Annotated in this window: 21 protein-coding genes; 9 read left to right on the top strand and 12 right to left on the bottom strand. The window is 63.3% G+C overall.

What is annotated here, in order from left to right:
• Positions 1 to 28: 28 nt before the first annotated feature.
• Positions 29 to 643 (top strand): TetR/AcrR family transcriptional regulator, encoded by a 615-nt coding sequence (locus tag AC58NV_RS13385; protein ID WP_497227571.1) that lies wholly within the window; start codon positions 29 to 31, stop codon positions 641 to 643.
• A 411-nt stretch (positions 644 to 1,054) separates the two neighbouring features.
• On the opposite strand, the gene AC58NV_RS13380 is transcribed toward AC58NV_RS13385, so the two are convergent.
• Positions 1,055 to 2,638, bottom strand: a complete 1,584-nt coding sequence (locus AC58NV_RS13380) for an ABC transporter substrate-binding protein (RefSeq protein ID WP_497227570.1) — start codon at positions 2,636 to 2,638, stop codon at positions 1,055 to 1,057.
• 160 nt (positions 2,639 to 2,798) lie between these two features.
• Here AC58NV_RS13380 and pdxR (AC58NV_RS13375) point away from each other — a divergent pair, with 160 nt between their 5' ends.
• Entirely contained in the window at positions 2,799 to 4,280 is a 1,482-nt protein-coding gene (gene pdxR, locus AC58NV_RS13375) for a MocR-like pyridoxine biosynthesis transcription factor PdxR (protein WP_497227569.1), read from the top strand.
• Positions 4,281 to 4,450: 170 nt separating this feature from the next.
• Here pdxR (AC58NV_RS13375) and AC58NV_RS13370 read toward each other — a convergent pair whose 3' ends face one another.
• The gene (locus AC58NV_RS13370; protein ID WP_497227568.1) at positions 4,451 to 5,563 is read right to left on the bottom strand and encodes a S1C family serine protease; all 1,113 of its coding nucleotides are present in this window, start codon (positions 5,561 to 5,563) and stop codon (positions 4,451 to 4,453) included.
• Positions 5,564 to 5,704: 141 nt separating this feature from the next.
• Between AC58NV_RS13370 and AC58NV_RS13365 the strand changes: the two genes are divergently transcribed.
• Together AC58NV_RS13365 and AC58NV_RS13360 are read left to right on the top strand one after the other, a co-directional pair.
• The gene (locus AC58NV_RS13365) at positions 5,705 to 6,376 is read left to right on the top strand and encodes a winged helix-turn-helix domain-containing protein (RefSeq protein WP_497227567.1); all 672 of its coding nucleotides are present in this window, start codon (positions 5,705 to 5,707) and stop codon (positions 6,374 to 6,376) included.
• A gap of 40 nt (positions 6,377 to 6,416) precedes the next feature.
• A complete protein-coding gene (locus tag AC58NV_RS13360) occupies positions 6,417 to 7,730 on the top strand; it encodes a HAMP domain-containing sensor histidine kinase (RefSeq protein ID WP_497227566.1) in 1,314 nt (437 codons plus the stop codon).
• Here the strand turns inward: AC58NV_RS13360 and pdxR (AC58NV_RS13355) are convergent.
• The gene (gene pdxR / locus AC58NV_RS13355) at positions 7,727 to 9,217 is read right to left on the bottom strand and encodes a MocR-like pyridoxine biosynthesis transcription factor PdxR (protein ID WP_497227565.1); all 1,491 of its coding nucleotides are present in this window, start codon (positions 9,215 to 9,217) and stop codon (positions 7,727 to 7,729) included. The two genes, AC58NV_RS13360 and pdxR (AC58NV_RS13355), sit on opposite strands and share 4 nt — an antisense overlap.
• Before the next feature lie 118 nt (positions 9,218 to 9,335).
• On the opposite strand from pdxR (AC58NV_RS13355), the gene AC58NV_RS13350 reads away from it, so the two are divergent.
• The 3 genes from AC58NV_RS13350 to AC58NV_RS13340 all read left to right on the top strand — a co-directional run bounded on the left by AC58NV_RS13350 (position 9,336) and on the right by AC58NV_RS13340 (position 13,770).
• Positions 9,336 to 10,667, top strand: coding sequence for a uroporphyrinogen decarboxylase family protein (locus AC58NV_RS13350; protein WP_497227564.1), 1,332 nt, complete (start codon positions 9,336 to 9,338; stop codon positions 10,665 to 10,667).
• A gap of 479 nt (positions 10,668 to 11,146) precedes the next feature.
• A complete protein-coding gene (locus AC58NV_RS13345; RefSeq protein ID WP_497227563.1) occupies positions 11,147 to 12,958 on the top strand; it encodes a calcium-binding protein in 1,812 nt (603 codons plus the stop codon).
• 359 nt (positions 12,959 to 13,317) lie between these two features.
• Positions 13,318 to 13,770: a hypothetical protein gene (locus AC58NV_RS13340; RefSeq protein WP_497227562.1), complete on the top strand. Its 453-nt coding sequence runs from the start codon at positions 13,318 to 13,320 to the stop codon at positions 13,768 to 13,770.
• A 21-nt stretch (positions 13,771 to 13,791) separates the two neighbouring features.
• Here the strand turns inward: AC58NV_RS13340 and maiA are convergent, their stop codons facing one another.
• The 7 genes from maiA to hmgA all read right to left on the bottom strand — a co-directional run bounded on the left by maiA (position 13,792) and on the right by hmgA (position 20,686).
• Complete coding sequence (gene maiA / locus AC58NV_RS13335; protein WP_497227561.1) at positions 13,792 to 14,424, bottom strand: maleylacetoacetate isomerase; 633 nt, start codon at positions 14,422 to 14,424, stop codon at positions 13,792 to 13,794.
• A gap of 59 nt (positions 14,425 to 14,483) precedes the next feature.
• A complete protein-coding gene (locus AC58NV_RS13330) occupies positions 14,484 to 15,026 on the bottom strand; it encodes a VOC family protein (protein ID WP_497227560.1) in 543 nt (180 codons plus the stop codon).
• Entirely contained in the window at positions 15,023 to 15,238 is a 216-nt protein-coding gene (locus tag AC58NV_RS13325) for a DUF2783 domain-containing protein (protein WP_497227559.1), read from the bottom strand. The genes AC58NV_RS13330 and AC58NV_RS13325 overlap by 4 nt, the downstream gene beginning before the upstream one ends.
• Before the next feature lie 5 nt (positions 15,239 to 15,243).
• Positions 15,244 to 16,854, bottom strand: coding sequence for an FAD-dependent oxidoreductase (locus AC58NV_RS13320; protein WP_497227558.1), 1,611 nt, complete (start codon positions 16,852 to 16,854; stop codon positions 15,244 to 15,246).
• Positions 16,855 to 17,005: 151 nt separating this feature from the next.
• Positions 17,006 to 17,956 carry an MBL fold metallo-hydrolase gene (locus AC58NV_RS13315; protein ID WP_497227557.1) on the bottom strand — a complete coding sequence of 317 codons (951 nt, stop codon included), beginning with the start codon at positions 17,954 to 17,956 and terminating at the stop codon, positions 17,006 to 17,008.
• 11 nt (positions 17,957 to 17,967) lie between these two features.
• Positions 17,968 to 19,224, bottom strand: coding sequence for a fumarylacetoacetase (gene fahA / locus AC58NV_RS13310; protein ID WP_497227556.1), 1,257 nt, complete (start codon positions 19,222 to 19,224; stop codon positions 17,968 to 17,970).
• A gap of 106 nt (positions 19,225 to 19,330) precedes the next feature.
• Positions 19,331 to 20,686: a homogentisate 1,2-dioxygenase gene (gene hmgA / locus AC58NV_RS13305; protein WP_497227555.1), complete on the bottom strand. Its 1,356-nt coding sequence runs from the start codon at positions 20,684 to 20,686 to the stop codon at positions 19,331 to 19,333.
• Positions 20,687 to 20,757: 71 nt separating this feature from the next.
• Between hmgA and AC58NV_RS13300 the strand changes: the two genes are divergently transcribed.
• Both AC58NV_RS13300 and AC58NV_RS13295 read left to right on the top strand, forming a co-directional pair.
• On the top strand, positions 20,758 to 21,198 hold the full coding sequence (locus AC58NV_RS13300) for a MarR family winged helix-turn-helix transcriptional regulator (RefSeq protein ID WP_497227554.1): 441 nt from the start codon (positions 20,758 to 20,760) through the stop codon (positions 21,196 to 21,198).
• A 51-nt stretch (positions 21,199 to 21,249) separates the two neighbouring features.
• Positions 21,250 to 22,482 carry an adenylate/guanylate cyclase domain-containing protein gene (locus AC58NV_RS13295; RefSeq protein ID WP_497227553.1) on the top strand — a complete coding sequence of 411 codons (1,233 nt, stop codon included), beginning with the start codon at positions 21,250 to 21,252 and terminating at the stop codon, positions 22,480 to 22,482.
• A gap of 18 nt (positions 22,483 to 22,500) precedes the next feature.
• On the opposite strand, the gene AC58NV_RS13290 is transcribed toward AC58NV_RS13295, so the two are convergent.
• Together AC58NV_RS13290 and AC58NV_RS13285 are read right to left on the bottom strand one after the other, a co-directional pair.
• The gene (locus AC58NV_RS13290; protein WP_497227552.1) at positions 22,501 to 23,310 is read right to left on the bottom strand and encodes a division plane positioning ATPase MipZ; all 810 of its coding nucleotides are present in this window, start codon (positions 23,308 to 23,310) and stop codon (positions 22,501 to 22,503) included.
• Between the two features lie 111 nt (positions 23,311 to 23,421).
• Positions 23,422 to 25,488: a DEAD/DEAH box helicase gene (locus AC58NV_RS13285; protein WP_497227551.1), complete on the bottom strand. Its 2,067-nt coding sequence runs from the start codon at positions 25,486 to 25,488 to the stop codon at positions 23,422 to 23,424.
• Between the last annotated feature and the right edge of the window lie 5 nt (positions 25,489 to 25,493).

Below are 25,493 nucleotides of genomic sequence, written 5' to 3'. Positions count from 1 at the left end.
TCGTTCGTTCAAGGAGTGTTCCGAAAAAATGCCTGCCGGAGAAGACAAGGCCGAATCGAAACGGGAAAAGGCAATTGCACAGCGCCGGGCGCAGATCCTGGAGGCGGCGCTGGAGTGCTTTCTGGAGAACGGCTATCACCAGACCGGGGTGCGGGATATTGCAAAGAAGGCCGGGGTGAGCCTGGGCAATCTTTATAATCACTTCCCGGGCAAGCATGACCTGCTGGCAGAGATCGCGGCGCTGGAGCGGCTGGAGCTGGCGCCGTTTCTGAAGATGCTGGCCGGCCCGGCCCCGGCGCCGAAAGTTCTGAAAAAGTTTGTGGCGGCCTATGCCAAATACCTGGCGGATCCGGATACCGTGATCCTGACGCTGGAGATTTCCGGCGAGGCCATTCGCAAGCCCGACATTGCCGCGATGTTCATGGACAATCGGGAGCAGTTGGCCGCCGCGCTGACGGCGGTTCTGGAGCGCGGTATTGCCGAAGGCGACCTGCGCCGCCTGCCCGATCCGCGGGAGACGGCACAGCTGATCATTGAACTGGCCGAAGGCAGCGCCTACCGCTGCGTGCTGAGCAATGCCTCCATGCGCAAGGCCCTGAAGGGGCTGTGGGATTTTGTTTCAGCGGCGGTTCTCGCCCACTGAGTTCCAGTATGCCGATGAGTGCCTAGCGCACTTTCGATGAGCGCTTTTTGTTGCCGAAGAGCGAAAGGTTGCTGCACCTCGGAATACCTCGAGTCTTCCTGAGAGCAGAGCATAGTGGGCGCAGGCTGGGCGGTGATCTGACAGCCATGAAAACGGGTGCGCTGGAGCGGTGGAAATGGGAGCGGGACTTCGCGTGCCAGGAGAGAGATGCGGCCGCTATTTCCCCTCGGGCGCGTAGAGGCCTGGCCAGGGTCGTGCTGGGACCAGCCAGACGCCAACTTCACAAGCCGCAGCAATGCAATGCGGATGTTGCACGTGACCGGCTGCACCTCTCTACCGTTAAAATGGCTCTACCGTTAAAATGGCGGGCAGCCCGGAGAGGCTGCCCGCCGAAGCCGTGGGGAGCTCAAGTTACAGCAGCCAGGTTTTCACCAGCGCGCCGTCGTACATCATGCCGCCGCCCGGATCGTTCTCCCAGCCGCCGATCTGTTCGCTGACGCCGTCGATGAAGTCGTTGAACATCGGGATGATGGCGCCGCCCTCGTCGCGCACCATGAGGCCCATTTCGCGGTAGAGCGCGGTGCGCTTGGCGGTGTCGAGCTCTCCCTTGGCCTGCAGCAGCAGCGCATCGAATTCCTCCCTCTTGAACCGGGTGTCGTTCCAGTCGGCATCGGATTTGTAGGCGGTCGAAAACATCTGGTCCTGCACCGGGCGCCCGCCCCAGTAGGAGGCGCAGAAGGGGTCCTTGTTCCAGACCTCGGACCAGTAGCCGTCGCTGGGGACGCGCTCGATCTGCAGCGGGATGCCTGCCTTGGCCGCGCTCTGCTGGAACAGTGCCGCGGCATCCACCGCGCCGGGAAAGGCGTTGTCGGACACTTTCAGAACAACCGGGCCATCGTGGCCGGACTTCTGGTAGTAGTGGCGCGCCTGATCCGGGTCATAGCTGCGCTGCTCGATATCGCCGGAGAACAGCGGGTAGGCGGCGTTGATCGGCATGTCGTTGCCCACGCTGCCATAGCCGCGCAGCACTTTGTCGACCATCTCCTGCCGGTCCACCGCCAGCTTCAGCGCCATCCGCAGGTCGTTGCTGGCAAAAGGCGCGGTGTCGCAATGCATGAGGAAGCAGTAATGGCCGCGGCCCGAAATGCTCTCGATCCGGAGGCCCGGCGCGCGGCCCAGCAGGCCGGCGATCTTGGGCGATACCCGGTTGATGAAATGCACCTGGCCGCTTTGCAGCGCGGCGGTGCGGGCGGTGTCGTCGTTCAGCACCAGGATCTCGATCTCCTCGGCGTGGCCGCGGTCCGTATCCCAGTAGTTCCCGAATTTTTTGAAGGCATGGCGGGCGCCGGGTTTATTGACGTCAACCGTGTAGGGGCCTGTGCCTATGCCCGCAGCGGGCGCGTCCATGCCGCCCTCCGGCTGCACCACCAGGTGATAATCCGCCATCAGATAGGGCAGGTCGGCATTCGGCGTTTCCAGGGTGACGCTGAAGTAATCGCCGTCCGCCTTCATCGACTCGATGCCGCGCATGATGCCCAGGGCGCCGGACTGGCTGTCCTCGTTGGAGTGGCGCTGCATGGTCTTCAGCACGTCTTCCGGTGTCAGCGTCTTGCCGTTGTGGAACTCCACCCCTTGGCGGATCTTGAAGGTCCAGGTCTTGGCGGCGGCGCTGGCTTCAACCGTTTCCGCCAGGCGCGGCACGATTTCGCCCTGCGGGCTGACTTCGACCAGCAGATCGCCATAGGCGGTCAGCACGTTGTTGGCGACCGAACTGGCTGCCAGCGCCGGGTCCAGGCTGTCGGTGCTGGCGCCGCCCTGCAGGCCGGACCGGATCAGCCCGCCCTTTTTTGCACCTTCCGCCCTGGCGGCGGAGGCCAGCAGGCTGTTGGCGCTGGCGGTGGCAACCCCCAGTGCGCCAAGGCGGCCGATGAATTCGCGACGGGTCATGAAGCCTTTGGCCGCCCGTTCCACGTAGTGGCTGATGATGTCGGACATGTTGTTTCCCTGCTGGCTGCACCACGCCCCGGACAGGGCAATACAGCCTGTTGCTGTTCAAACGCCCCGTCTGGGGCAGGCCAGGATGTGGTGGCAGAAAATGGTTTTGCCCGCTACGTCCATTTTGGTTAAATGATACAAACCATTTTGGGGGCCGCCAGTGCCGGAGCAGACCAAGCATTTTGCCCCGCTGCCGTTTTTGCAGCTGGACCGCACATCGGCCACGCCGCTTTATCTGCAACTGGTCCAGCAGCTGCGCCGGATGATCCAGGACGGCGGCATCAAACCCGGACAGAAACTGCCGTCGACCCGCTGGCTGAAAGAGCATCACGGAATTGCCCGCAGCACCCTGGTCGCCGCTTTCGAGCAGCTGGCCAGCGAAGGCTACCTGCAAAGCCGCACCGGGTCCGGCACCTTCGTGAATCCGGAGTTTCCCGGCCTGCACCCCGGCACCGGCATTGCCGCGGAAGCGCCGCAGCCGCCCAGGCTGTCGCAGCGCGGCGCCGCGGCAGCCGGGGGGCTGGATCCCTCCTATTTCGACCCGGTCCGGGTACGCCCGTTTCTGGCCAATGTGCCTGCCATCGACCTGTTTCCGCACAAGATATGGGGTCGCATCGAAAACCGCATCCGCAACCGGCTGGACAGCACCATGATGGCCTATGGCCAGCCCGGCGGCTACGCGCCGCTGCGCGCGGCAATCTGCGATCATGTGCTGAACCGGCGCGGCCTGAAATGCAGCCCCGGGCAGGTGATTGTCACCAACGGCTCGCAGCAGTCGCTGAACCTGATTGCCGCGCTGCTGCTCGACCCCGGCGGCAGGGTGCTGATGGAGGATCCCTCCAGCCCGGTAGTGCGGCTGAGCTTTCTGGCCCAGGGCGGAACCGTCGTGCCGGTCCGGGTAACGGAAACCGGCGCCGCAGTTCCGCAGGACGGCCCGCAGACCGATGGCGCGCGGCTGGCCTATCTGACCCCCTCCTGCCAGTACCCGCTGGGTGCGGTGATGCCGATTGCGCAGCGGCTGGAGTGGATGGATTGGGCCCGCCGCAAAGATGCCTGGCTGATCGAGGACGATCTGGACAATGAGTTCATGTTCGGCGGCCGGCCCGATCCGGCGATCTATTGCGACGATCATCAGGGCCGCACGATCTATGTTTCCAGCTTCAACAACGCGCTGTTCCCGTCGCTGCGGCTGGGGTTCATCATCGCGCCCCCGGCGCTGGCCCGGCCGCTAATGGCGCTGAGCGCGATCACCGACCGCGGCCCCAACACCTGGCTGCAGGCGGTGCTGGCGGAATTCATCGGCCAGGGCCACCTGAGCACCCACATGCGCCGCATGCACAGCGCTTATGTGCGCCGCCGCAGGGCGATGATCAGCAGCTTTGACCGCATCGCCAGCCCGCATGTGTCGCTGCGCCAGAACACCAGCGGCCTGCGCGTGATTGCCGACCTGCCGCCGGGCACCCGGGACATGGATGTGCTGGACAGGCTGGACGCAGCCGGGCTGTCTGCCTATGCGCTGTCCTATTACTGCGTGCAGCGGCCGGACCTGAACGGGCTGCTGCTTGGCTTCGGCTGCACCCATGAGGATGACATTCCTGCCGCAGTTGAAGACCTGTGCACATGCTTGGCATCATTAACTTAGGCGATTGCCGCAAGCACAGGCTCTGAAGGGGCGAGGCTGCGGCAATTGCGACTTTCAGCAGTTCCAGGGGACTGGCTGACCCCGCGCGGGCATACCCCGCCGGCCGGACTGCAGCTCTGATCATCCCAATCCCTGCCTGTTTCCAGGCAGGGAAGGCCGGTTTGCGGGTTTCAGGCGTTCTGGCCGGCACGGTCGCCCAAGGTCACGTTCAGGATCACTTCCTTGCCCTTGCGCAGTACCTCGATTTTGGCTTCCTCGCCTGGAGTGTTCACCGCTACAGCGGCAGTCAGGTCGCGGAACTCATTGATTTCAGTCTCGCCGAACCGCAGCACCACGTCGCCGGGTTTGAGACCGGCCTCAGCCGCCGGGCTTTCGGCCACTACGCTTTCAATCACCACGCCCTTGCCGGTCTCGCGGCCAAGCACGTTGGCAGCATCTTCAGACAGCGGCTTGATCTGCACGCCCAGCCAGCCGCGGGCGATTTCGCCATCGTCTTCAAGGTCGGCAACGATCTTCTGCACCATGTCCGAGGGCACCGCAAAGCCGATCCCGACAGAACCGCCGCCCGGCGAGTAGATCATGGTGTTGACGCCAACGACTTCGCCCTCGGCATTGAACAGCGGCCCGCCGGAATTGCCCTTGTTGATCGCTGCATCGGTTTGGATGAAGTCGTCGAAGGGGCCGGAGTTGATGTTGCGCGAGGTGGCCGAGACGATGCCTGAGGTCACGGTGCCGGCGAGGCCGAAGGGGCTGCCCATGGCGATCACCTCGTCGCCAACGCGCAATTCGTCAGAGGAGCCGAACTCCACTGCCGTCAGCGGCGCATCCGCCTCGACTTTCAAAAGCGCGATATCGGTCAGCCGGTCGGCACCGATCACGGTGGCGTCATGCTTGCTGCCGTCGGCGAGGGTGACCGAAACGGTTTGCGCATTGTCGATCACATGGTGGTTGGTGACGATCAGCCCCTCCTCGGAGATTACGAAGCCCGAGCCTGCGCCCTTGACCGGGCGGTCGTTTCCGAATTCCGGAATCCGACCGCCAAAACGGCGCATGAACTCCTCCATGAACTTGTCGTTGGGCATCGCCTGCCGGTCAGCCGCGGGCTGTGACTTGCCAGTGACTTCGACAAAAACAACGGCGGGAGAAATGGTTTCGACCAAATCCGCGTAACCGTCGGCGGGCACGGCCAGAGCTGGCGCTGGCGCCAAGGCAAACATGGCAGCGGCCGAGGCAGCGGCGGTCAGGGCAAAGGCGAACCGTTTGGGGGTGGGATTTTTGGACATCTGCGTTTCCTTGCGTTCGAAGTGACGCAAGGCAGATGGCAGGCCAGGATTTCAATCACCTGACGCATTCTATACAGATCTGTAATGTGTGCTGGGATCCGGCCCGGTGTATAGCGGGCAGACGCTGAAACGGGGAATGCCTTGAAGATCCTGGTGATAGAAGACGACGCAACGACGGGCCCCTACGTGGCTTCGGGACTGCGCGAGGAAGGGCATACCGCAGACCTGGTCACGGATGGCCGCGAGGGGCTGCTGCAGGCGACGGCGACCGACTACGACGTTCTGATCATCGACCGGATGCTGCCCAGCCTCGAAGGGCTGAGCCTGATCAAGACCCTGCGCGGGGCCGGGGTGCGGACACCTGCCATCATGCTGACCGCCCTTAGCGGGGTGAATGACCGGATTGAGGGCCTCGAGGCCGGGGCCGATGATTATCTCGTGAAACCCTTCGCCTTCGGCGAATTGGCTGCCCGCGTGGCGGCGCTGGCCCGCCGTCCTGGCCTGCAGGAACAGGAAACCGTGCTGCGCGCGGGCAACCTGGAGATGGATCTGATCCGCCGCAAGGTGACGCGCGCAGGCCAGGAGATCGAGCTGCTGCCCCGTGAATACCGCCTGCTGGAGCATCTGTTGCGCCGCAAGGGCCGGGTGCAGACCCGCACCATGCTGCTGGAGGCGGTCTGGGACATCAGCTTTGACCCGCAGACCAATGTGGTGGAGACCCATATCTCGCGGCTGCGAGCCAAGGTCGACAAGCCCTTCAGTAGCGAATTGATCGAAACCGTGCGCGGCGCGGGGTACCGGATTGCCGAATGATCTGAAAGACCGTGCGCGCACTTTGCTGCGCTCTTCGCCCATGCGCCAGTCACTGTGGCTGTCGCTGCTGTTCGTGGCAGCCAGCGCTCTCAGTCTCGGCATCACATATTATGTCGCCCATGGCGCCCAGCGGCAGGCGATCGAGGACAGCCTGACACAGGATATGGCGGGGTTCCGCGCCACGCCTTCCGCCGCGGCGCTGGCGGCGCTGGTCAACGCTGAAACCGCTGAGACTGATCCGCAGCGCCGCCTGCTCAGCTACCGCCGGCCCGGGGGGCGAGTGGTGGCCGGGAATGCCGCGATCATGCAGCAGCAGGCAGGGTTCCGGGTGGTGGCGCTGGGGCAGGAGCCGGTGGAGATCACCGGCCGCTTCATATCGCTCAGCGCATACATTCATGGCGGTCTGCTGACGGTTGCGCAAAGTGCCAAACCGCTGGACGATCTGCGCCAGACATACCTCCGCGTAGTTCTGTTCAGCCTGCTTCCTGCGATTGCCGTTGCTGTATTTGGCTGTGTGCTTCTGGCGCGGCGCTCGGCCCGGTCGCTTGCAGGAATTGAATCCACGCTGTCGGCGCTGACCTCTGGCGATCTGAGCGCCCGGGTGCCGCAGACCGTGGGGAGGGAACAGGATCTCGCCCGCATCGGCCGCAGCGTGAACCGCATGGCCGAGGCGCAGCAGCAGTCGACCGACGCCCTGCGGCAGGTTTCGGCGGATATTGCCCATGATCTGAAAACACCGATCCAGAGGGTGGCGGTGCAGCTGGCGCGTCTGCAGGAAACCCCGGGCTTACCGGAACAGGCCCAGGCCCTGGCGGATCAGGCGCTGAAGGAAACCCGGGGCATCACAAGCACCTTCCAGGCGCTGTTGCAGATCGCCCAGCTGGAGGATGGCGCGCCGCGGTCCCGGTTCGAGCCAGTGGACCTGTGCGGGGTCGCCGCCACCTTTGCCGAGATTTATGAACCCGCGGCCGAGGAGCAGGGCCGCAAGCTGGCGCTCGATCTGCCTGGGGTTCCGGTGGCGGTCGCTGGTGACAAGGCGCTCATCGGCCAGATGCTTGCCAACCTGATCGAAAATGCCCTGCGTCATACGCCGGAGGGAACGGATATTGCTGTTTCTGTGCGGTGGCAGGCAGCAAAGGCAATTCTGACGGTCCGCGACCACGGTCCCGGCATCCCTGAGGGTGAGCACCAGAATGTGCTGCGCCGCCTTTACCGGCTGGAGCAGAGCCGTACCACTCCGGGCAGCGGCCTTGGTCTCAGTTTGGTGGCGGCCATCGCCGATTTGCACGGGGCGGATTTGTCCCTGTCCGAAGCAAGCCCTGGCTTGCGGGTGAGCGTGGGGTTCGGCGGTTAACCGGCTTCTGCCAAGTTCCTCAGCACCTCTGCCAAACGCTTGACCAGCCGCGGAATGATCCGCTCATCCGTACCGGAAAACCCCAGCACCAGCGCGGGCCGCCCAAGCGGTTCGATGCAATAGACCGAGATCGGTAGCGAGTCGATGCCCGCCTCCAGCAGCGCTTCGTGCGCGGCCTGATCATCAATGCCGTGTTTCAGCCAGGCCACCATATGCATCCCGGCATCGGTGCGCTGCGGCTCCAGCCACTCCGCGCAGTTTTGGCTGAGCGCCTCGAACAGCACATCCCGGCGGGTCCGGTACAATCGGCGCATCTTGCGAATATGTTCATTGAAACGCCCGTCCTCCATGAAGCGTGCCATCGCTTCTTCCACCACGGCAGAGGAGTTCTGCCCGAGCAGATTCCGCGCGGTGGCAAAGGTGCTGGCGAATTCCGGCGGAACTACCACATAACCCAGCCGCATCGCGGCAAACATCGACTTGGAAAAGGTGCCCGCATAGAACACCCGCCGTGAACTGTCCAAGGCGCTGAGCGCAGGCAGCGGCCGGCCGCGGTAGCGGAATTCGCTGTCGTAGTCGTCCTCGATGATCCAGGCGCTGTTCTCTTGCGCATAAGCCAGCAGCGCCAGCCGCCGCCCCAGGCTCATGGTGGTGCTCATGGGTTGCTGGTGCGACGGCGTGGTGAAAATCAGCGCAGGGCTAGGGTGGCGGGCGATGGCATGGTCCAGATCCAGCCCCTCGGCATCGACGGGCACCGGCGCCACATTGGCGCCCATGATCTGCATCACGTCGCGCCCGGCGATATGGCCGGGGTTCTCATACCAGACCGTATCGCCCTGATTGAGCAGCACAAAGGCAATCAGAACAAAGGCCTGCTGCGCGCCGGAGGTGATGATGATCCGCTCTGCCTCCACCTTCATGCCGCGCGCATCCGCCAGATGGCGGGCAATCGCCGCGCGCAGATCCGCGTTGCCGTTCACCTGCCCGTAACTGAGGCTGCGGCGCGCGTCCCGGGCCATCGCCTCAGCCATGTATTTCTGCCAGTGCTTGGCCGGGAACTGGTCCAGCGCCGGAACACCGGGCCGGAACGGCGCCGTCTCGCCATAGCGCGCGACGGATTTCGAGGCCGCGATGGCCCGTGCCCGGTCCGAAATCCCGACGCCCGCAGGCTTCCCCCGGCGGCGCGGGGTGCGGACCTTGGGGAAGGCCTCGGTATCCAGCCCGTCCGCAACAAAGGTGCCCGCCCCGGTCTTCGCCTGGGCATAGCCTTCGGCGATGATCTGTTCATAGACGGTCTTGACCGTGATCCGCGATATCCCCAGCTCCTGCGCAAGTTCCCGGGTCGAGGGCAGCTTTTGCCCCGGCGCCAGTGACCCGTCCAGGATCAGCCGCCGCAAGGAGGCATCCAGCTGCCGGTAGATCGGCACCTTGGACTCGCGTTCGATTGTGAAGCCCTGCAGCAGCGCGCCGCCTGGTGATTTCGGCATCTCAAAATGGGCCTATAAATGGATCAATATCGGGTATATATGATGTGCCCATTTCTGGATAGCCTCAATCCCATCCGGCGCGGTCGCGCCACGGGGTCACAGTGCATGAGGCGGATCCATGACCAGACTAGAAGACTACGCATTTCCCAAGGGGCTGGAGCTTCTGCGGGCCTGGCAAGCGGGCGGCGCCGAGGCCAAGGCAGAGATGACCCGGGTGTTCGACGCTGCCATCGCCGGAGAGTTTGACGCGAACTTCGCCCAAAAGGCCGACCCGGGCCGCGTCAACTGCGTCGCCTCGGTGCATATGCTGGCGCTGGCGGTGCTGAATGACCTCTACGGTATCGAGACCCGCGAATACTACCACGAGGACCCCTGCCGTTATGTCCGCGCCAACCTCGCGGTCAGCCGTCTGCTGGGAGTGAACAAGTTCTACATCACCTGGGCGCTTTATGCCTGGACCTGCGAACCGCTGGGCCAGACCATGATGTACCCGGACAAATACCCGCCGGGCGCCGACCCGGACGATATGCTGATCAACAAGAACAACTGGCGCGACCTGAAAACCCCGGATTTCACCACCGGCGTGCCGCTGGCGATCACCAATATCCTACGGGTGCATGAAGAGCTGACCGGGCTGCCGCCGCTGCTGCAGATCACCGCGCCTTACAGCCTGGCCGCCGACATCTACGGGCAGGAGCCGCTGTTGTCGGACGTGGTGAACGACCCGGATGAGGTGAACGCGCTGCTGGATCACCTCAGCGATACGGTGCTCGGCCCGTGGATGGACCACCATATCACCACCTTCCCGAACGGCTGGATCGAACTGTCCGACGCCTCCGGCTCGCCCTTCTTTATCGGGCCGGAGAATTGCAAGAACATGTCGATCCGCGCGATCCGGCACATGCTGCGGGACAAACCCTATGCGGACCGGGTGTTCGACAACAACTACCGCGGTGACCACGTGGCGCTGGCCAGGAAGAAGGACCGCCGCTCCCGCCGCCGCGGTGCAGAGGCCGGTGCCGCCGTCGCGCCAGACTGCACGCCCTCGGAGAACCCGGCATTGCTGGAGCTGACCGAAGCCAAGGTCAGCGTGAACCCGGTCTTCATCATGCGGCTGGCCGCGGACAAGGTGGATATTTCGTTCTACGAACAGCAGGCGATTGCCCGGAACATGCCGCTGACGTCGGGGATCGGCTCGCCGGAGATCGATCGCAACAGCCTCGAGGACCTGGAGGCCGTCAAGGACGAAACCCGGCAGATGGCGCGCACCCATGTTGCGGCAATCCGCAATGTCTGCGCGCATGTTGATCTGCCGGAGGACAATCACGTCGGCCAGGCCTGGCCAAGCCATATGTATTTCGAGGACGTGAACCTGCATTCGGAATTCGACCTGGTCGAAATTATTCTGGAGGAGGTCTATGGCGCGGACCCTATCCGGCGCAAGGCTTGAGAGGTTTCTGTTTCTGCCGTGCTCTTTGCCAATCGCGTGAACCTGTTGATCTGGCAGCGCGAAAGGGCACCGTTATGCCACGTCACTTGCGCCAATTTCTGCAGCTGGACCCAAGCCCGCGGGGTGGCATCGCCCGTGTCAGCTCCTAGGGCAATGTGTCGGCACCGGACGGCGCAGCCTGAAAAACGTCTGTGGCTCCCGCCGTCAAACGGTGTTGCCGCTCCAGTCCGCGCGGAAACAGAAACCGATGTTCGGGCCTGGTGGCCCTGCGCCGCTGCTGCGTGCCATTTTTGTATCTGTTGCACGAACGGTGAAATCAACGGGTTTGACGGTCTGGAGAGCGCGGGAAAATTGGGGTAACTTTTCCCGGAGCGGTTAGAAACCTGCTGGCGGATCCTTGTTTTGGGCAAAACGCCGGTAAACAGCGGGTTTGACCCGGACGTAAATTAGACACCAGCTATGTTTTTGATGAGGCCGCGATGGCGACGATTACATTTTATGAACCCTTTGCTATCGGCACTGAAATTGAAGCTGAGTTCTTTGTCTCCGCCGAGAGGATACTGTTTGTAGGGGCAGACGGTTTTCGCGCGGAATACAGGTCGGCACAGGGAGCGGAGTTCCAATTTATTGTCGGCGAGAACAATAGTTTCACTGTTTTTGGCACAATCGAATCCTACTACCAGTACCAGCCTTACAGCCTCACCGAACCGGTGTTTACAGTGACCGGTCTGGCGCTGGACGCAAACAGCGTTGTTGCAGACCCGGACATCACATCCGAGGAATTTCTTCAGCTGTTTTACGGCGGTTCTGACATTTTTAATGGTTCGGGGCAGAACGACAGCATCAGCGGGCTCTCCGGCGCGGACCTGATCAGGGGTAATGGTGGGCTGGACCAGCTTTATGGCGACCTCGGCGCGGATACTTTGAATGGCGGTGCCGGCAATGATGAATTGGATGGCGGCGGCGGAGCAGACTCGTTGAACGGTGAAGCAGGTGGAGACACTCTGACCGGTGGGGCAGGTGCAGACTTCTTGTCTGGCGGAACCGGCAGCGACCAGCTGTTTGGCGGTGATGCGCCCGACACTCTGGCCGGCGGTGACGGGGCGGACGCCTTGTGGGGCGGTGAGGACGCCGATTTGGCTGGTGGCGGCGCTGGCAATGACACCCTGAAGGGCGGTTGGGCCGACGACTGGCTATCCGGCAATGACGGTGCTGACGTGCTCTTTGGCGAAAGCGGTGCGGACCTGCTTTACGGAGGATATGGCAGCGACACCCTGGCCGGCGGGAGCGGCCGCGACACCTTGTTTGGGGGGCGGGACAGCGACGTTCTTTTTGGTGGTGGCAGTTCCGATACGCTGAACGGTGACGACGGCGATGACAGCATCAGCGGCGGCGGCGGAAGTGACGTGCTCAGAGGCGGCGAAGGCGCGGACACCTTGGATGGAGATGCAGAGTTTGACGAACTGGCCGGCGGTGGGGAGGGGGACCTGCTGAGGGGCGGGCTGGGCGATGACACGCTGCGTGGCAACTTGGGCGATGACACGCTGAAAGGCGGTTTTGGCGAGGACGTGCTGCGGGGCGGGTTCGGCAATGACATGCTGCGCGGCGACGGCGGCGATGACACGCTGCACGGCAAGGCCGGAAACGATACCCTGTTTGGCAGCGGTGACGATGACCAGCTGTTCGGCGATGACGGGGACGATGATCTGTTCGGCGGAACTGGAGCAGACAGCCTGAGCGGCGGTGCAGGCCAGGACAGCCTAACCGGCGAGTCCGGTCAGGACAACCTCGCGGGCGGCGATGACAGCGATGAGCTGGATGGCGGCGGCGGGGCTGATCTGCTTGATGGCGGCGCAGGGGATGACACGCTGGCGGGGGGAGACGGTGCAGATACTCTGACTGGCGGGCTGGGAACCGATACGCTCAGCGGCGGTGCGGGTTCGGATGTCTTTGTCTTCAACAGTTTCGATGAAAGCAGTGCAGGGGACGGCGTCCTGGATGTGATCGCGGATTTCGACGATACGCAGGATCAGATCGACTTCAGCTTTCTCACTTCGGGGGATGCCTATATCGGCATCTCCCTCGACGACGGCGACTTTGAACTGACCCCGTCCAATGGGGCCATGTTCTTTGACATCACTCTCTTCATTGACGAGCACGATGATGGCCTGTTCATCGGAGCAATTGACAGCAGTGAAACTGAGTTGGACTTCGAGATTCTTCTGCTCGACGCCACGGGGTTGACGTCTGATCAGATTATCGGAATTTCCGGCGGTCCCTTGGGAATGTAGTCAAGGCGGGTTCGAGCTTGGAAGGCTGGCCAAGTACTGGCATGCCGGCGCTAAATCCTGCACATGCAGGGGCAAGAAAAGAGGGTTCAATGAACAGCAACAAGAGTAAAGCCGTCCGCAGATTGCCCTTGGCGGCCGCACTATTGCTTTCGCCGGCACTGGCTGAGGCCGCCGCGGTGACTGGCAGGACAGCTTTGCAGGAGGCCGCTGCAGTTTACGTGCACAAGGCGCAGGTGCGGGGTTCACCTTCGCCCTCGCAATTTGGCGGCGGATCACGGGAGACAGGCGGCGATGCGGCAGAAGCTGATGGCGTAAGAAGCTCAAGCACCAGCACGTCGGCCCCGGTTGGGCCAGCGTCGGTGACAAATTCCGTCACCAGCACGGTTGTCGCGCAGATCAGCACCTCGTCGGCGGCCTGCGAGGCGGTTGGCGCGGCTTACCGGACTGACTGTCTGGCCAAAGAGCTGAAAGCGCTGGTCAAGAAACTGCCTGCTCATGGCGAATATGCTGCCGCCCGTGAGGCGCTGGCCACGGCCTCGGATGAGCTGACCAGCCTTTCCCGGCAGAACCGTGACTACAGCCAGCCGCGGCTGCGGATCACCGTTCAGGCGGACAGCGAAACTGTGCGCCGCCCGGTTTCAGCGGTTAAGCAGGAAAGGGTGGCCGAAACCAACGCCAAGGCGCTGGCCGTTCTGGAAGAGACGACGACGGTGCTGCTGCGTTCGGCTGAAGGCAACAATGATGTGGCGCTGCATTACCAGCGGATCGCCCAGGCGCTGAATTCCAGCAAGGTGCTGCTGCGCTCCTTGTGACGCCGCAGCCCCAGGGTCCAGTCAGCCGGGCTGATCCGGGTAGGCGGCGGCAAAGGCAGGGTGGGCGGCGCAAGCCGCCTCTACAGCGCATATCCGCGGCAAGCCGGAGAAATCGGTCTCCCAGCGGCGGGCATTGTAAAGCTGGGGCATCAGACAGATGTCCGCCAGCCCAGGCGTTTCACCGATGCAGAAGGGAGCTTGGGCGAATTCACCCAGCAATACCTCAAATGCCTGCAGGCCCGGCCGGATGAAATGCTGCATCCAGGCTTTGGGCATGTTCTCTGCCCCGCCGCTCAGGCTTGTGGCGTGTTTGGCAACCTGCAGATTGCAGACCGGATGCACGTCCACTGCCACCGAATGCGCCAGAGCCCTCGCTTTGGCGCGCTGGCCTGGATCCGCGGGCAGCAGGCCGAGGTTCCGGGTTTCGTCCAGATAATCGAGGATCGCCAGAGATTGGGTGAGGCGCAGCCCGTCGATCTCCAGCACAGGCACAAAGCCCTGCGGGTTGCGGGCCAGATGCTCCGGGCTCCTGTGCTCGCCCTTGACCAGGTCAACCGGGACTGAGGTGTATTCGATCCCGGCCAGGTTCAGCGCGATGCGCAGCCGGTAGCTGGCCGATGAGCGCCAGTAGTCATAAAGGATGGTGCTGCCCATCGGCATGCTCCCCGTGCTGAGAAGGCAGCCCGCCGGGCTGCCTTGGCGGCTTGTGCAATTCAGGCCTTGTTCAATTCCTTGGCGTGCAGCCACTCGGCATGTTTGGGGGCCTTCTTGGTCTTTGACCATTCTTCCAGCATCTCCCATTTCACCGAGTCCAGCTTTTTAAGCAGCGCCTCTTCCTCCGGATCGGGGCAGGCCAGTTCCACCCGGTGCCCGTTCGGGTCGAAGAAGTAGATCGAGTGGAAGATCGAGTGGTCGGTGACGCCCAGCACTTCGACACCGTTGGCTTCCAGATGCTCCTTGAATTGGATCAGGGTCTCGCGGTCCTTCACCTTGAAGGCGATGTGCTGCACCCACACCGGCGTGTTGCGGTCGCGGTCCATCTCCGGCTTTGTCGGGAGCTCAAAGAAAGCCAGGACGTTGCCGTTCCCTGCATCCATGAAGATATGCATGTAGGGATCCGGCTCATGGGTAGATGGGACGTGATCCTCGGCAATCGCCAGGACGAAGTCCATGTTCAGCATCTTGTTGTACCACTCGACCGTCTCTTTGGCGTCCTTGCAGCGGTAGGCGACGTGGTGGATCTGTTCGATTTTCAAGCGGAGTCCTCCCCGGGGTTCAGCGCGGCAGCCGCCAGCGCCTGTTTCAGGATCGCGCGTTTTCCAATGTGATTTGCCAGCACCAGCACCAGGCGCGCATTCAGCGCATCGCTTTCGGCCTTGCTCAGATCCTCATGCGCACTCAGCAGATCGGCATAAAAATCGTCGGCGCGCTCGAGGTTGGCGGTCAGGATCAGGTCTTCTTCGGTCATCTTGATTACTCCTTCCCGATAGCCCGGCGGATCGCGTGCCGGATCAGGTTTTCGTCAAAGCTGGGGCGGCGGGCGGCGACATGCTGGTCCGGGCGGATCAGGTAAACACCGCTTTCAAGCTTGCCCAGGTAGCGCTCCTGCAGCGCCAGTGTCTTGTCATCCTTGATCGACAGCGCCAGGCGGGTGACCTCGATGCCTTCCTCCTCGATCACATCGGGGGCATCGGCGTCTATGGTCAGCAGCACGAATTTATCGCCTAGCTTGTCCAGCAGGAACTCGTCGCCAAGCGGCACATCGGGGCAGGGGGAGCCGGGACGGGTGCGCTCAGGCCCGTTCAGCGCGTCTGCCGAATTCAGCGGCGAGCCATCATAGGTGCACGGCACCGACAGGCGGCCGGAGTTCACCAAGGGACGCGCGAATTCATACTGTTCGGACAAATCCAGAACCGCGTCGCGCAGCACCCGGCTCATCTCCGATTTCGGGGTGATGAAGTCGGTGGAGCGCGATGAGTTCAGGATGTTCTCGTCGGCGCCGTGGATGCGTTCGATATCGTAGCTGTCGAGCAGGCTTTCCGGTGCCTTGCCGTCCATCACCATCTGCAGCTTCCAGCACAGGTTGTCGGTGTCCTGCAGGCCGGAGTTGGCGCCGCGGGCGCCAAACGGCGACACCTGATGCGCGGAATCGCCGGCAAAGATCACCCGGCCGTGGCGAAATTTTTCCATGCGGCGGCACTGGAAAGTGTAAATCGAGACCCATTCAAGCTCGAACTTCACATCTTGGCCCAGCATTGCCTGAAGCCGCGGGATCACGTTTTCGGGGCGCTTCTCGCGCTCCTTGTCGATGTCCCAGCCGAGCTGCAGGTCAATCCGCCAGACGCCATCCGGCTGCTTGTGCAGCAAGGCCGACTGACCCTTGTTGAAGGGCGGATCGAACCAGAACCAGCGCTCCGTCGGGAAGTCCGCCTCCATGATCACATCGGCGATCAGGAAGTTGTCCTCGAACACCCGGCCGACAAAATCCAGCCCCAGCATCTGCCGTGTGGGGGAGCCGGCGCCGTCGCAGGCGATCAGCCAGTCGGCTTCCAGATTGTAGGGGCCTTCTGGTGTATCGACTTCCAGCGTCACATGGCTGGGATGGGTTCCGATGGCCGAAACCTTGTTGCGGCCGCGGATCTCGATTGGCGCGCCCTGCTCCTGCAGTTCGCGGACCCGGTTTACCAGGTATTCCTCGAAGTAATACTGCTGCAGATTGATGAAGGCGGGGCGCTTGTGGCCCTCTTCCGGCAGCAGGTTGAAGTCATAGACCTGACGGTCGTCAAAGAACACCTTGCCGACATTCCACTGCACGCCCTTGTCCACCATCGGCTGGCCGCAGCCCAGCCGGTCGAGGATTTCCAGCGGCCGCTTGGCAAAGCAGATCGCGCGGGAGCCGAAGCTCACCTTGTCGTTGTCATCCAGAACCACCACTTCGGTGCCCTGCTGGGCCAGGTCGATGGCCGCTGCCAGGCCGATGGGGCCTGCCCCGATCACCACCACCTTACGGCGTACGGGGGCAGGGGCATCCTGATCCGCGTGACGCGCGTAGGGGTACAACGGGACTTCAAAGATCTTGTTCATCAGGTCTCCTCCCAATATCCGGGTGCCGTCAGGCACAGCTCAACCCTTTCCCGGCAGGGGGCAGCCGGGAGCAGGGTCTAGCGTCTCACAGGTTCTGCCGGGGCGATACGATCTGGATCAAACCGCCCCGGTTGCAATTTTTGCCCGGGGCTCAGCCCTGCAGGGCCTCCCACATCTCCAGATCGCGCTGGGCGGTCCAGATCCGCGGGGTGTCGATGCCGCGGGCCTCGTCATACGCACGGGCAACGTTGAAGGGCAGGCAGTGCTCGTAGATCGCATAGTCTGCGAACTTCGGGTCGCATTCGGCGCGCACCGCGTCCCAAGCCTCTTTCAGGGTGCCGTTGCGGGCCGCTACCTTGGCTGCGGGGCGGTAGGTGCTCTCGACGAAATCGCGGGTGTTCTCGATGGCGGCATTGACCATTTCCTTGCCCACCAGCGCATCGCCGCGGCCCGGCGCGATGGCGTCAACGTCATAGGCCTTGATGTTGTCCAGCGTCCGGCCCCAGTCGCCGAAATGCCCGTCGCCGCAGTAGCAGGCAGAGTGGTATTCGACGATGTCGCCGGTGAATATCACGTTCTGATCCGGCACATGGATCACCGCGTCGCCTGCGGTATGGGCGCGGCCAACGTGCTTGATGTCGACGCGGCGGTTGCCGAGGTAGACGGTCATCGAGTCGCTGAAGGTGGTGGTCGGCCAAGTCAAGCCGGGAATGCTCTCATGGCCTTCGAACAGACGCGGGAATCGCTGGAACTCGCTGTCCCAGTCCTCCTGCCCGCGCTCGACCACCATCGAGCGTGCCTTGTCCGACATGATGATGTTCTGCGCGCCGAAGGCGGAGGCGCCCAGCACCCGCACAGCGTGGTAGTGGGTCAGCACCACATGGGTGATCGGCTTGTCGGTCACGGACCGCACGCATTCGATCACCTTGTTTGCCAGCCGCGGGGTCGCCTGTGCCTCGACGATCATCACGCTGTCATCGCCGATGATCACGCCGGAGTTCGGGTCGCCCTCGGCGGTGAAGGCATAGAGCCCCTCGCCGATCTCATCAAAAGTGATCTTTTTTTCGGTCAGGTCCCCTTGGGACGCAAAAGCCTTTGCCATGGTGGTCTTCCTTATCTTGCGTAGGGGTCTTCAAGCGCGGGCAGGACGGTGCCGGTGCAGTCGCCGAAGCCGATGGTGTAGCCGTCGCCCTTGGCCGCGCCCTTCAGGGTCAGGGTGTCGCCATCGGCGATGAAGGAGCGCTCCTCGCCGCTGTCCAGCGTCAGCGGCTCCTTGCCGCCCCAGCTCAGCTCCAGCAGCGAGCCGCGGCTTTCCTTCACCGGGCCGGAGATGGTGCCGGAGCCCAGCAGGTCGCCTGCGTTCATCGGGCAGCCAGAGGTGGTGTGATGCGCCAGCTGCTGCGCGGCGGAGTAATACATTTCCTTGTAGTTGGTCCGCGCGATGGTGGTCGCCGCCTTGCCTTCCGGCGCCAGGGTCACTTCGAGGTCGATGTCATAGAGCATCGGGCCGCAGTCCTTCAGGTGGTCCAGCAGTTCCACCTCACGCTTCGGGGTGTCGCAGCGGAACGGCTCCAGCGCCGGCTTGGTCACGATCCAGGGGGAGATCGTGTTGGCAGTGGCCTTGGCCTGGAACGGGCCAAGCGGCTGGTACTCCCAGGCCTGGATATCGCGCGCCGACCAGTCGTTCAGCAGCACGTAGCCAAAGATATTGTCGTCCGCTTCCTGAACGGTGATGGGTCCATCGGAGGGTGTGCCGACGATGGCGCCCATCTCCAGCTCGATATCGAACCTTGCACAGGGTGCCCAGCGGGGGGCGGCGTCATTCGGGCCTTTCAGCTGACCCCAGGGACGGCGCACATCAGTGCCGGACACCACCACAGAGGACGCCCGCCCGTTGTAGCCGATCGGGATGTGCAGCCAGTTCGGCGGCAGCGCGTTTTCCGGGCCGCGGAACATGGTGCCGACGTTGAAGGCGTGGTTCTTGCCTGCGTAAAAGTCGGTGTATTCACTGACGGCAAAGGGTATGTGCAGTTCGGCATCCGCTGCGGCAACCAGCAGAGGTTCCAGCTTCTCCTGCTCGGCAGCGCCCTCGGACAGCAGCGTCGTCAGACGGTCGCGCAGCGCGGCCCAGACGGCCGGGCCTTCTTCCATCAGGTCGTTCCAGTAGGGCACGTCGAACAGCGGCGCATCGCCCAGCTGGACCAGACCGGCCTCCTCGGCGGCCTGCATGTCCAGGATCATGTCGCCGATGGCCACACCGCAGCGCGGGTCGTCGCCACTAACGGAAAACACGCCATAAGGCAGGTTGTTCAGCGGGAACGGGTGGTTAGCGTCGTTTGCCGAGGCCACCCAGGATTTCAGCAGAGGCATCGTGTCTCCAGTTTCCGGATCCGAAGATCCTTTTCATCTTTGCCGGAAATACTCCGGGGGTGAATGGGCCGGTAAGGCCCAGAGGGGGCAGCGCCCCCTCACCGTTTCATTTCAGGCCGGGCGTGCCGTCGAACTTCTTCTCGATGTCGCTCCAGCAATCGATGTAGTCATCCTGCAGCGGCGCGTCCTTGGCTGCAAATGCGGTCAGATGCTGCGGGAAGCGGGTCTCGAACATGAAGGACATGGTGTTGTCCAGCTTTTCCGGGCCGAGGTTGGAGTTCGACGCCCCCTCAAAGGCGTTCTTGTCCGGACCGTGCGGCAGCATCATGTTGTGCAAGCTCATGCCGCCCGGCACAAAGCCCTGCGGCTTGGCGTCGTACTGGCCGTAAATGTTGCCCATCAGCTCCGACATGATGTTCTTGTGATACCACGGCGGGCGGAAGGTGTTCTCCGCCACCATCCAGCGCTCGCGGAACAGCACAAAGTCGATGTTGGCGGTGCCCGGCACGCCCGACGGCGCGGTCAGCACGGTGAAAATCGATGGGTCCGGGTGGTCGAACAGGATCGCACCGACCGGGCAATAGGTGGTCAGGTCGTATTTATAGGGCGCGTAGTTGCCGTGCCAGGCGACCACATCAAGCGGCGAGTGGCCGATTTCGGTCTCATGAAACTGGCCGCACCATTTGATGGTCACGGTTGAGGGCACCTCGCGGTCCTCAAACGCCGCTACCGGAGCCTTGAAGTCACGCGGGTTGGCCATGCAGTTGGCGCCGATCGGGCCGCGGCCCGGCAATTCGAACTTCTGGCCGTAGTTTTCGCAAACAAAGCCGCGGCAGGGGCCTTCGAGCACTTCCACCTGGTAGACCAGCCCGCGTGGGATGATCGCAATCTCCTGCGGCGCCAGGTCAATGATGCCCAGTTCGGTCGCAAACCGCAGCCGTCCTTCTTGCGGAACCACTAGGAGCTCCGAGTCGGCGGAGAAGAAATAGCTGTCCACCATCGACTCGGTGACCAGATAGATATGGCTGGCCATGCCCACTTGGGTGTTCACATCGCCGGCGGTGGTCATGGTGCGCATGCCAGTGAGCCAGGTGAGGCCTTCATCCGAATGCGGCACCGGGTCCCAGCGGTACTGGCCCAGCGAGATCACGTCCGGATCGACGCAAGGCGCCGACTTCCAATGCGGCAGGTCGATTTTTTCATAGCGGTGCGAATGCTTGACCGACGGGCGGATGCGGTAGCACCAGGTCCGCTCCGGCACGTCGGCGGTGAAGGCGGTGCCGCTCAGCTGTTCGCCGTAAAGGCCATAGTTGCACTTTTGCGGGCTGTTCATGCCCTGCGGCAGCGCGCCGGGCAGCGCCTCGGTTTCAAAGTCGTTTGCAAAGCCGGGCATATAGCCCTCGTGCGGCCCCTGAAGAGAGGGAGCCTGGATCATTTCATGGGGATCGGCTGGCCGATTCATCGCGCGTTTCTCCTCTTGCTGCTTGCGGAATATTAGTTGTTTTTGTAACTAACAAGGGGAAGGGGACGAAAATGGACGAAAAAGATGATTTCGCTTTGCAGGATTTCCTGCCCTATCTGCTGAACCGCGCGGCAGAGGAAAGCTCGCTGGGGTTCCAGAAACACTACAAGAACCGCTATGGAATGCTGCGCACCGAGTGGCGGGTGCTGTTCCATCTGGGCAATTACGGCCAGATGACAGCCAAGGAAATCGGCAGCCGCGCCAAGATCCACAAGACCAAGATCAGCCGCGCGGTGGCCAAGCTGGCAGAGAAGCGCTTCGTGACCCGCACCCGCGATGAAAGCGACCGCCGGTCTGAACATCTGGCGCTGACCCCGGCAGGGGAGGCCGCCTACAAGGACCTGCGCGAGCACGCGTTGGAGTTCGATACCCGGATCTGCGCCCGGTTCACCACCGGCGAGGTTGCAATTTTGCGGTATATGCTGCGCAATTTAGCAGGGATCGAACCATAGACATTGTACGGCCCAGACCCCAGATAAAGCAGCGGGATTGAAGGTGAAGCGATGATACAGATTGATGTCAATTCAGGGCCGCTGATTGCCTGGCTCATGGAGCAGGGCCTGCACGGGGCGCCGCAGCAGGATCTTTTACAGGGGTATTGCCAGCGTCTGGTTGATGCAGGGGTGCCGCTGTGGCGCTTTCATGTGGCGCAGCGGGCGTTCCACCCGAAGTTCGGCGGCATCGGCTTCAACTGGACCCGGGCCGACGGCATCAGCCACGAGCACTACGAATACCGCGAATCCCCGCGCGAGGAATGGCTGCGCAGCCCGTTCTTCCACATCCTCGAACATAATCTGGAAGAGTTCCGTGAGCGGCTGGAAGACGGCGCGCCGGAACAGTTCCCGTTGCTGCCTGAGCTCCGCGAGCGCGGGGCGACCGACTACTTCGCTAAGGGTGTGCGTTTTGCACCGCCGGATGACGAGCCCAACGATCCGCGCCATCCCAGCGAGGGGATGCTTGTCTCCTGGGCCTCGGACCGCCCCGGCGGGTTTTCCAGCCGCGAACTTGACCTGATCCGCACCACCCTGCCGCATCTGGGGCTGGCGCTGAAATCCTCCTCCAACCGGCAGATGGCCAGTGACCTGCTGCAGGTCTATCTGGGGCGCGACGCCGGCCGCCGGGTGCTGTCCGGCGAGATCCAGCGCGGTTCTTCGCAGCAGATCGGCGCGGTGATCTGCCTGTTCGACCTGAAGGGATTTACCCAGCTGGCGGAGCGGCTGCCCGGCACCGAGCTGATCGAGATGCTGAACGGCTATTTCGGCCTGGCGGTGGAAACCATCCAGGCGCATGGTGGCAATATCCTCAAGTTCATGGGGGATGGCATGCTGACCATGTTCAACCTGGGCAGCATTGAGGAAGACGCCCACGCAGCGCTGGCGGCAGCAAATGAGCTGTGCGGCAAGGTGCGGGCCTATAACAGCGAGCGCGAGGAGCAGGGTCTGCCAACAGCAGGCTTCACCTTGGCGCTGCATGCGGGCGACATTCTCTATGGCAACATCGGGGCCGAGAACCGGCTGGATTTCACCGTGATCGGCCAGGCGGTGAACCAGACCGCCCGGATTGCCGGCATGCACCGCTCCGTCGGCCAGAACATCATCATGTCCGAAGATGTGAAGGCCGCGGCCAGGGGGACCAATCATGACCTGGTGTCCCTGGGCCGCTACATGCTGCGCGGCGTGGCAGAGCCGATGGAGCTGTACACGATCTACCGCGGCAATTGCGGCTGCGACAGCTAAGCAGCCGCACGATCGGGGTCAGATGCTGATCTCGACCCCGGGCAGGTTCACCTCTTTCATCATGTCGCGCAGCTCCTGCCGGGCGGCGATGTTGGAGATGTTCAGCTGCTTGACGCCGATGTCCTTGAGGTCCAGCAGCGTCAGCCCCCGCGGGAACAGTTCGCGGAAGATCACCCGTTCGGAAAAGCCGGGGGCGACGCGGAAGCCGATCCGCTTGGACAGCATCTTGATGGCGCGTTCCATCTTTTCCTTGTTGACCATGCGCTGGGTGCCGACCCGGTTGCGGATCACGATCCAGTCGATCGGCTTGAGCCCGGCCTGCGCCCGCAGCTGGCGGGCGTTCCAGACCATTTCCGAATAAACTGACGGCCCGGTGATGGTCTCACCCTTCTGGTCCACATGCGCCAGCAGGTCGAAATCGACAAAGCTGTCGTTGAGCGGCGTGATCAGGGTGTCCGCCAGCGAATGCGCCACCTGGCTGAGGCGCGTGTGCGAGCCGGGGCAGTCGATCAGGATGAAATCATGGCCCGGCTCCAGCGCGGAAACCGCCGCCGACAGGCGGTGGTCATAGATGTTCTCGCCCGGCTGCAGGCTGGCCGGGTCGATCTCCGGCAGCTCGTGGATTTCCACCATCGGCAGGTTCAGGCCGGATTTGACGCAGAAATCCTTGCGGTTTTCCAGGTAACGCCCCATCGAGCGCTGCCGCAGATCCAGATCCAGTGCCGCGACCTTGTGGCCCAGTCGGGCCAGGGTGGTTGCGACATGCATGGAGACAGTGGATTTGCCCGCGCCGCCCTTCTCGTTGCCGACGACAATGATATGCGCCATGTACAGGTCCCTTCGCTCGTGCTTTCTCGCACGTCTTTCGCTTTGGGACCCTGTATAGGCTCTGGTTTCCGCCAAGAAAAGCCGCGCGGGCAGGCTGGTAAACTTAGTGTATCACCTGTGTTTTGCAGGACCCGCCGGCTTGCGCTTGGGGCGGGCATCGCCGCCCTTGCCGCCTTTTACAGTCAGGGCTGCTGCAGCACGCGCCTTGTTCTTCTTGCTGTTCGGCTTGCCGACCGGCGGCTTGGGGCCTTTCGCCTTGAATGGCTTGGCCGCGGGCGCGCCGGGCCGGGTCATGCGTTTGGACGGATCCGATGCGCCTTTGGGCTTGGCGGTCACAGCCGGTTTGGGCTTGCTGGGGCGTGCGTCGCTGCGCGGCTCGCGGCGCTCTTCCCGTGCGGGTTTGTCTTTCCACTCCTTGCGCGGCGGACGGCTGTCCTCGGAGCGCTCGGATTTGGCGCGGTAGGGTTTGGAGCTCTCCTCTTTGGCGCGGTACGGCTTCGGGCCGTCGTCCTTGCCGCGGTGCGGCTTGGGCTTGCGGTCGCCCTTGAAGCCGCCTTTCGGCCCGCCGGGTCCGCGGCGCGGGGCTGGGGCCAGTTCCGGTGCTTCAGCCAGCTGGGTCAGGACGGCGCCCGGCTCCAGCTCTGTCTTGCCGTCCAGCGCCTTGAGGAAGCCCTCAACCGCGCCTTCGCTGATTTCGGCAAAGGTCTCATTGTCCTGCACCCGGATTGCGCCGATGGCATCGCGGTCGATATTGCCGGCCTTGCACAGCATCGGCAGCACCTTGCGCGGGTCGGCCCCGGCCTCGCGGCCGCCCGACAGGGAGAACCAGACGGAGGGGCCGAAGGCTTTGCGTTCCTTACGCTCTTTGCGCGGCTCCGGCGTGTCCGCCGGGCGCAGGTCTTCGGGTGCCGAATGGCGGCTGCGGAACAGGCGCAGGTAGGTTGCGGCGATCTGTTCGGGTGTGAACGTGTCCAGCAGGGTCTGAACGCCTGCCTGCTCGTTTTCGGCAACCGGCTCTTGCCAGACCGGATCGGCCAGCATCCGTTCTTCGTCGCGCGCCAGCACGTTATCAGCAGAGGGGGCTTCGCAATGCTCGGCGGTCAGCTTGGCCCATTTCAGCAGGCGCAGCGCCTTGGCGCGCGCTTTCGGCGGAGCGATCAGCGCACTGACGCCCTTACGGCCCGCACGGCCGGTGCGGCCGGAACGGTGGAGGAGGGTTTCGTGATTCGAGGGCAGCTCAGCATGGACCACCAGTTCCAGCCCGGGAAGGTCGATACCGCGTGCCGCCACATCGGTGGCCACGCAAACCCGCGCGCGCCCGTCGCGCATTGCCTGCAGCGCGTGGCTGCGTTCGGTCTGGCTCAGCTCGCCCGACAGAGACACTACCGGCAGGCCGCGGTTGGTCAGCCGCGCCGCCAGACGGTTCACGGCAGCGCGGGTGTTGGCAAAGACGATGGAGCTGGGCGCCTCATAGTAGCGCAGCACGTTGATGATGGCGTTTTCCGCATCTGCTTGCGCCACGCTCATCAGGCGGTATTCGATATCCGCGTGCTGCTTGGTCTCGCCCGCGGTCTTGATCCGCATCGCATCGCGCTGGAAGGTCTCGGCCAGGCTGGCAATCGCAGGCGGCACGGTGGCGGAGAACAACAGGGTGCGGCGGTCTTCGGGCGCCTCGCCCAGGATGAACTCCAGATCCTCGCGGAAACCGAGGTCCAGCATTTCGTCGGCCTCATCAAGCACCACGCCGCGCACCTGGCTGAGGTCAATGGAACCGCGCGCGATGTGGTCGCGCAGACGGCCCGGAGTGGCCGCCACGATATGGGCGCCGCGTTCCAGCGCCCGGCGCTCGTCGCGCATGTCCATGCCGCCCACGCAGGAAGCAATCCGTGCGCCCGCGCCGCGGTAGAGCCAGCCCAGTTCGTGTTTCACCTGCAATGCCAGTTCGCGGGTCGGGGCGATCACCAGCGCCAGCGGCGCCGCGGCCTCGCCGAACTCCTCGTCGTCACCCAGCAGATCCTGGGCCAAGGCCAGGCCAAAACCGACGGTCTTGCCCGATCCGGTCTGTGCAGACACCAGCAGGTCGCGCCCTTCCACGTCGGGTTGGGTCACAGCCTCCTGCACTTGGGTCAGGGTTTCATATCCGCGCTCTTGCAGTGCGTTGGCCAGGGCTTGTTTCACGAGGG

The organism is Leisingera sp. ANG49 (genome assembly GCF_059694505.1).
Note: the sequence above shows the minus strand (reverse complement) of the source record. Positions and strands in the feature narration are given on the sequence as shown.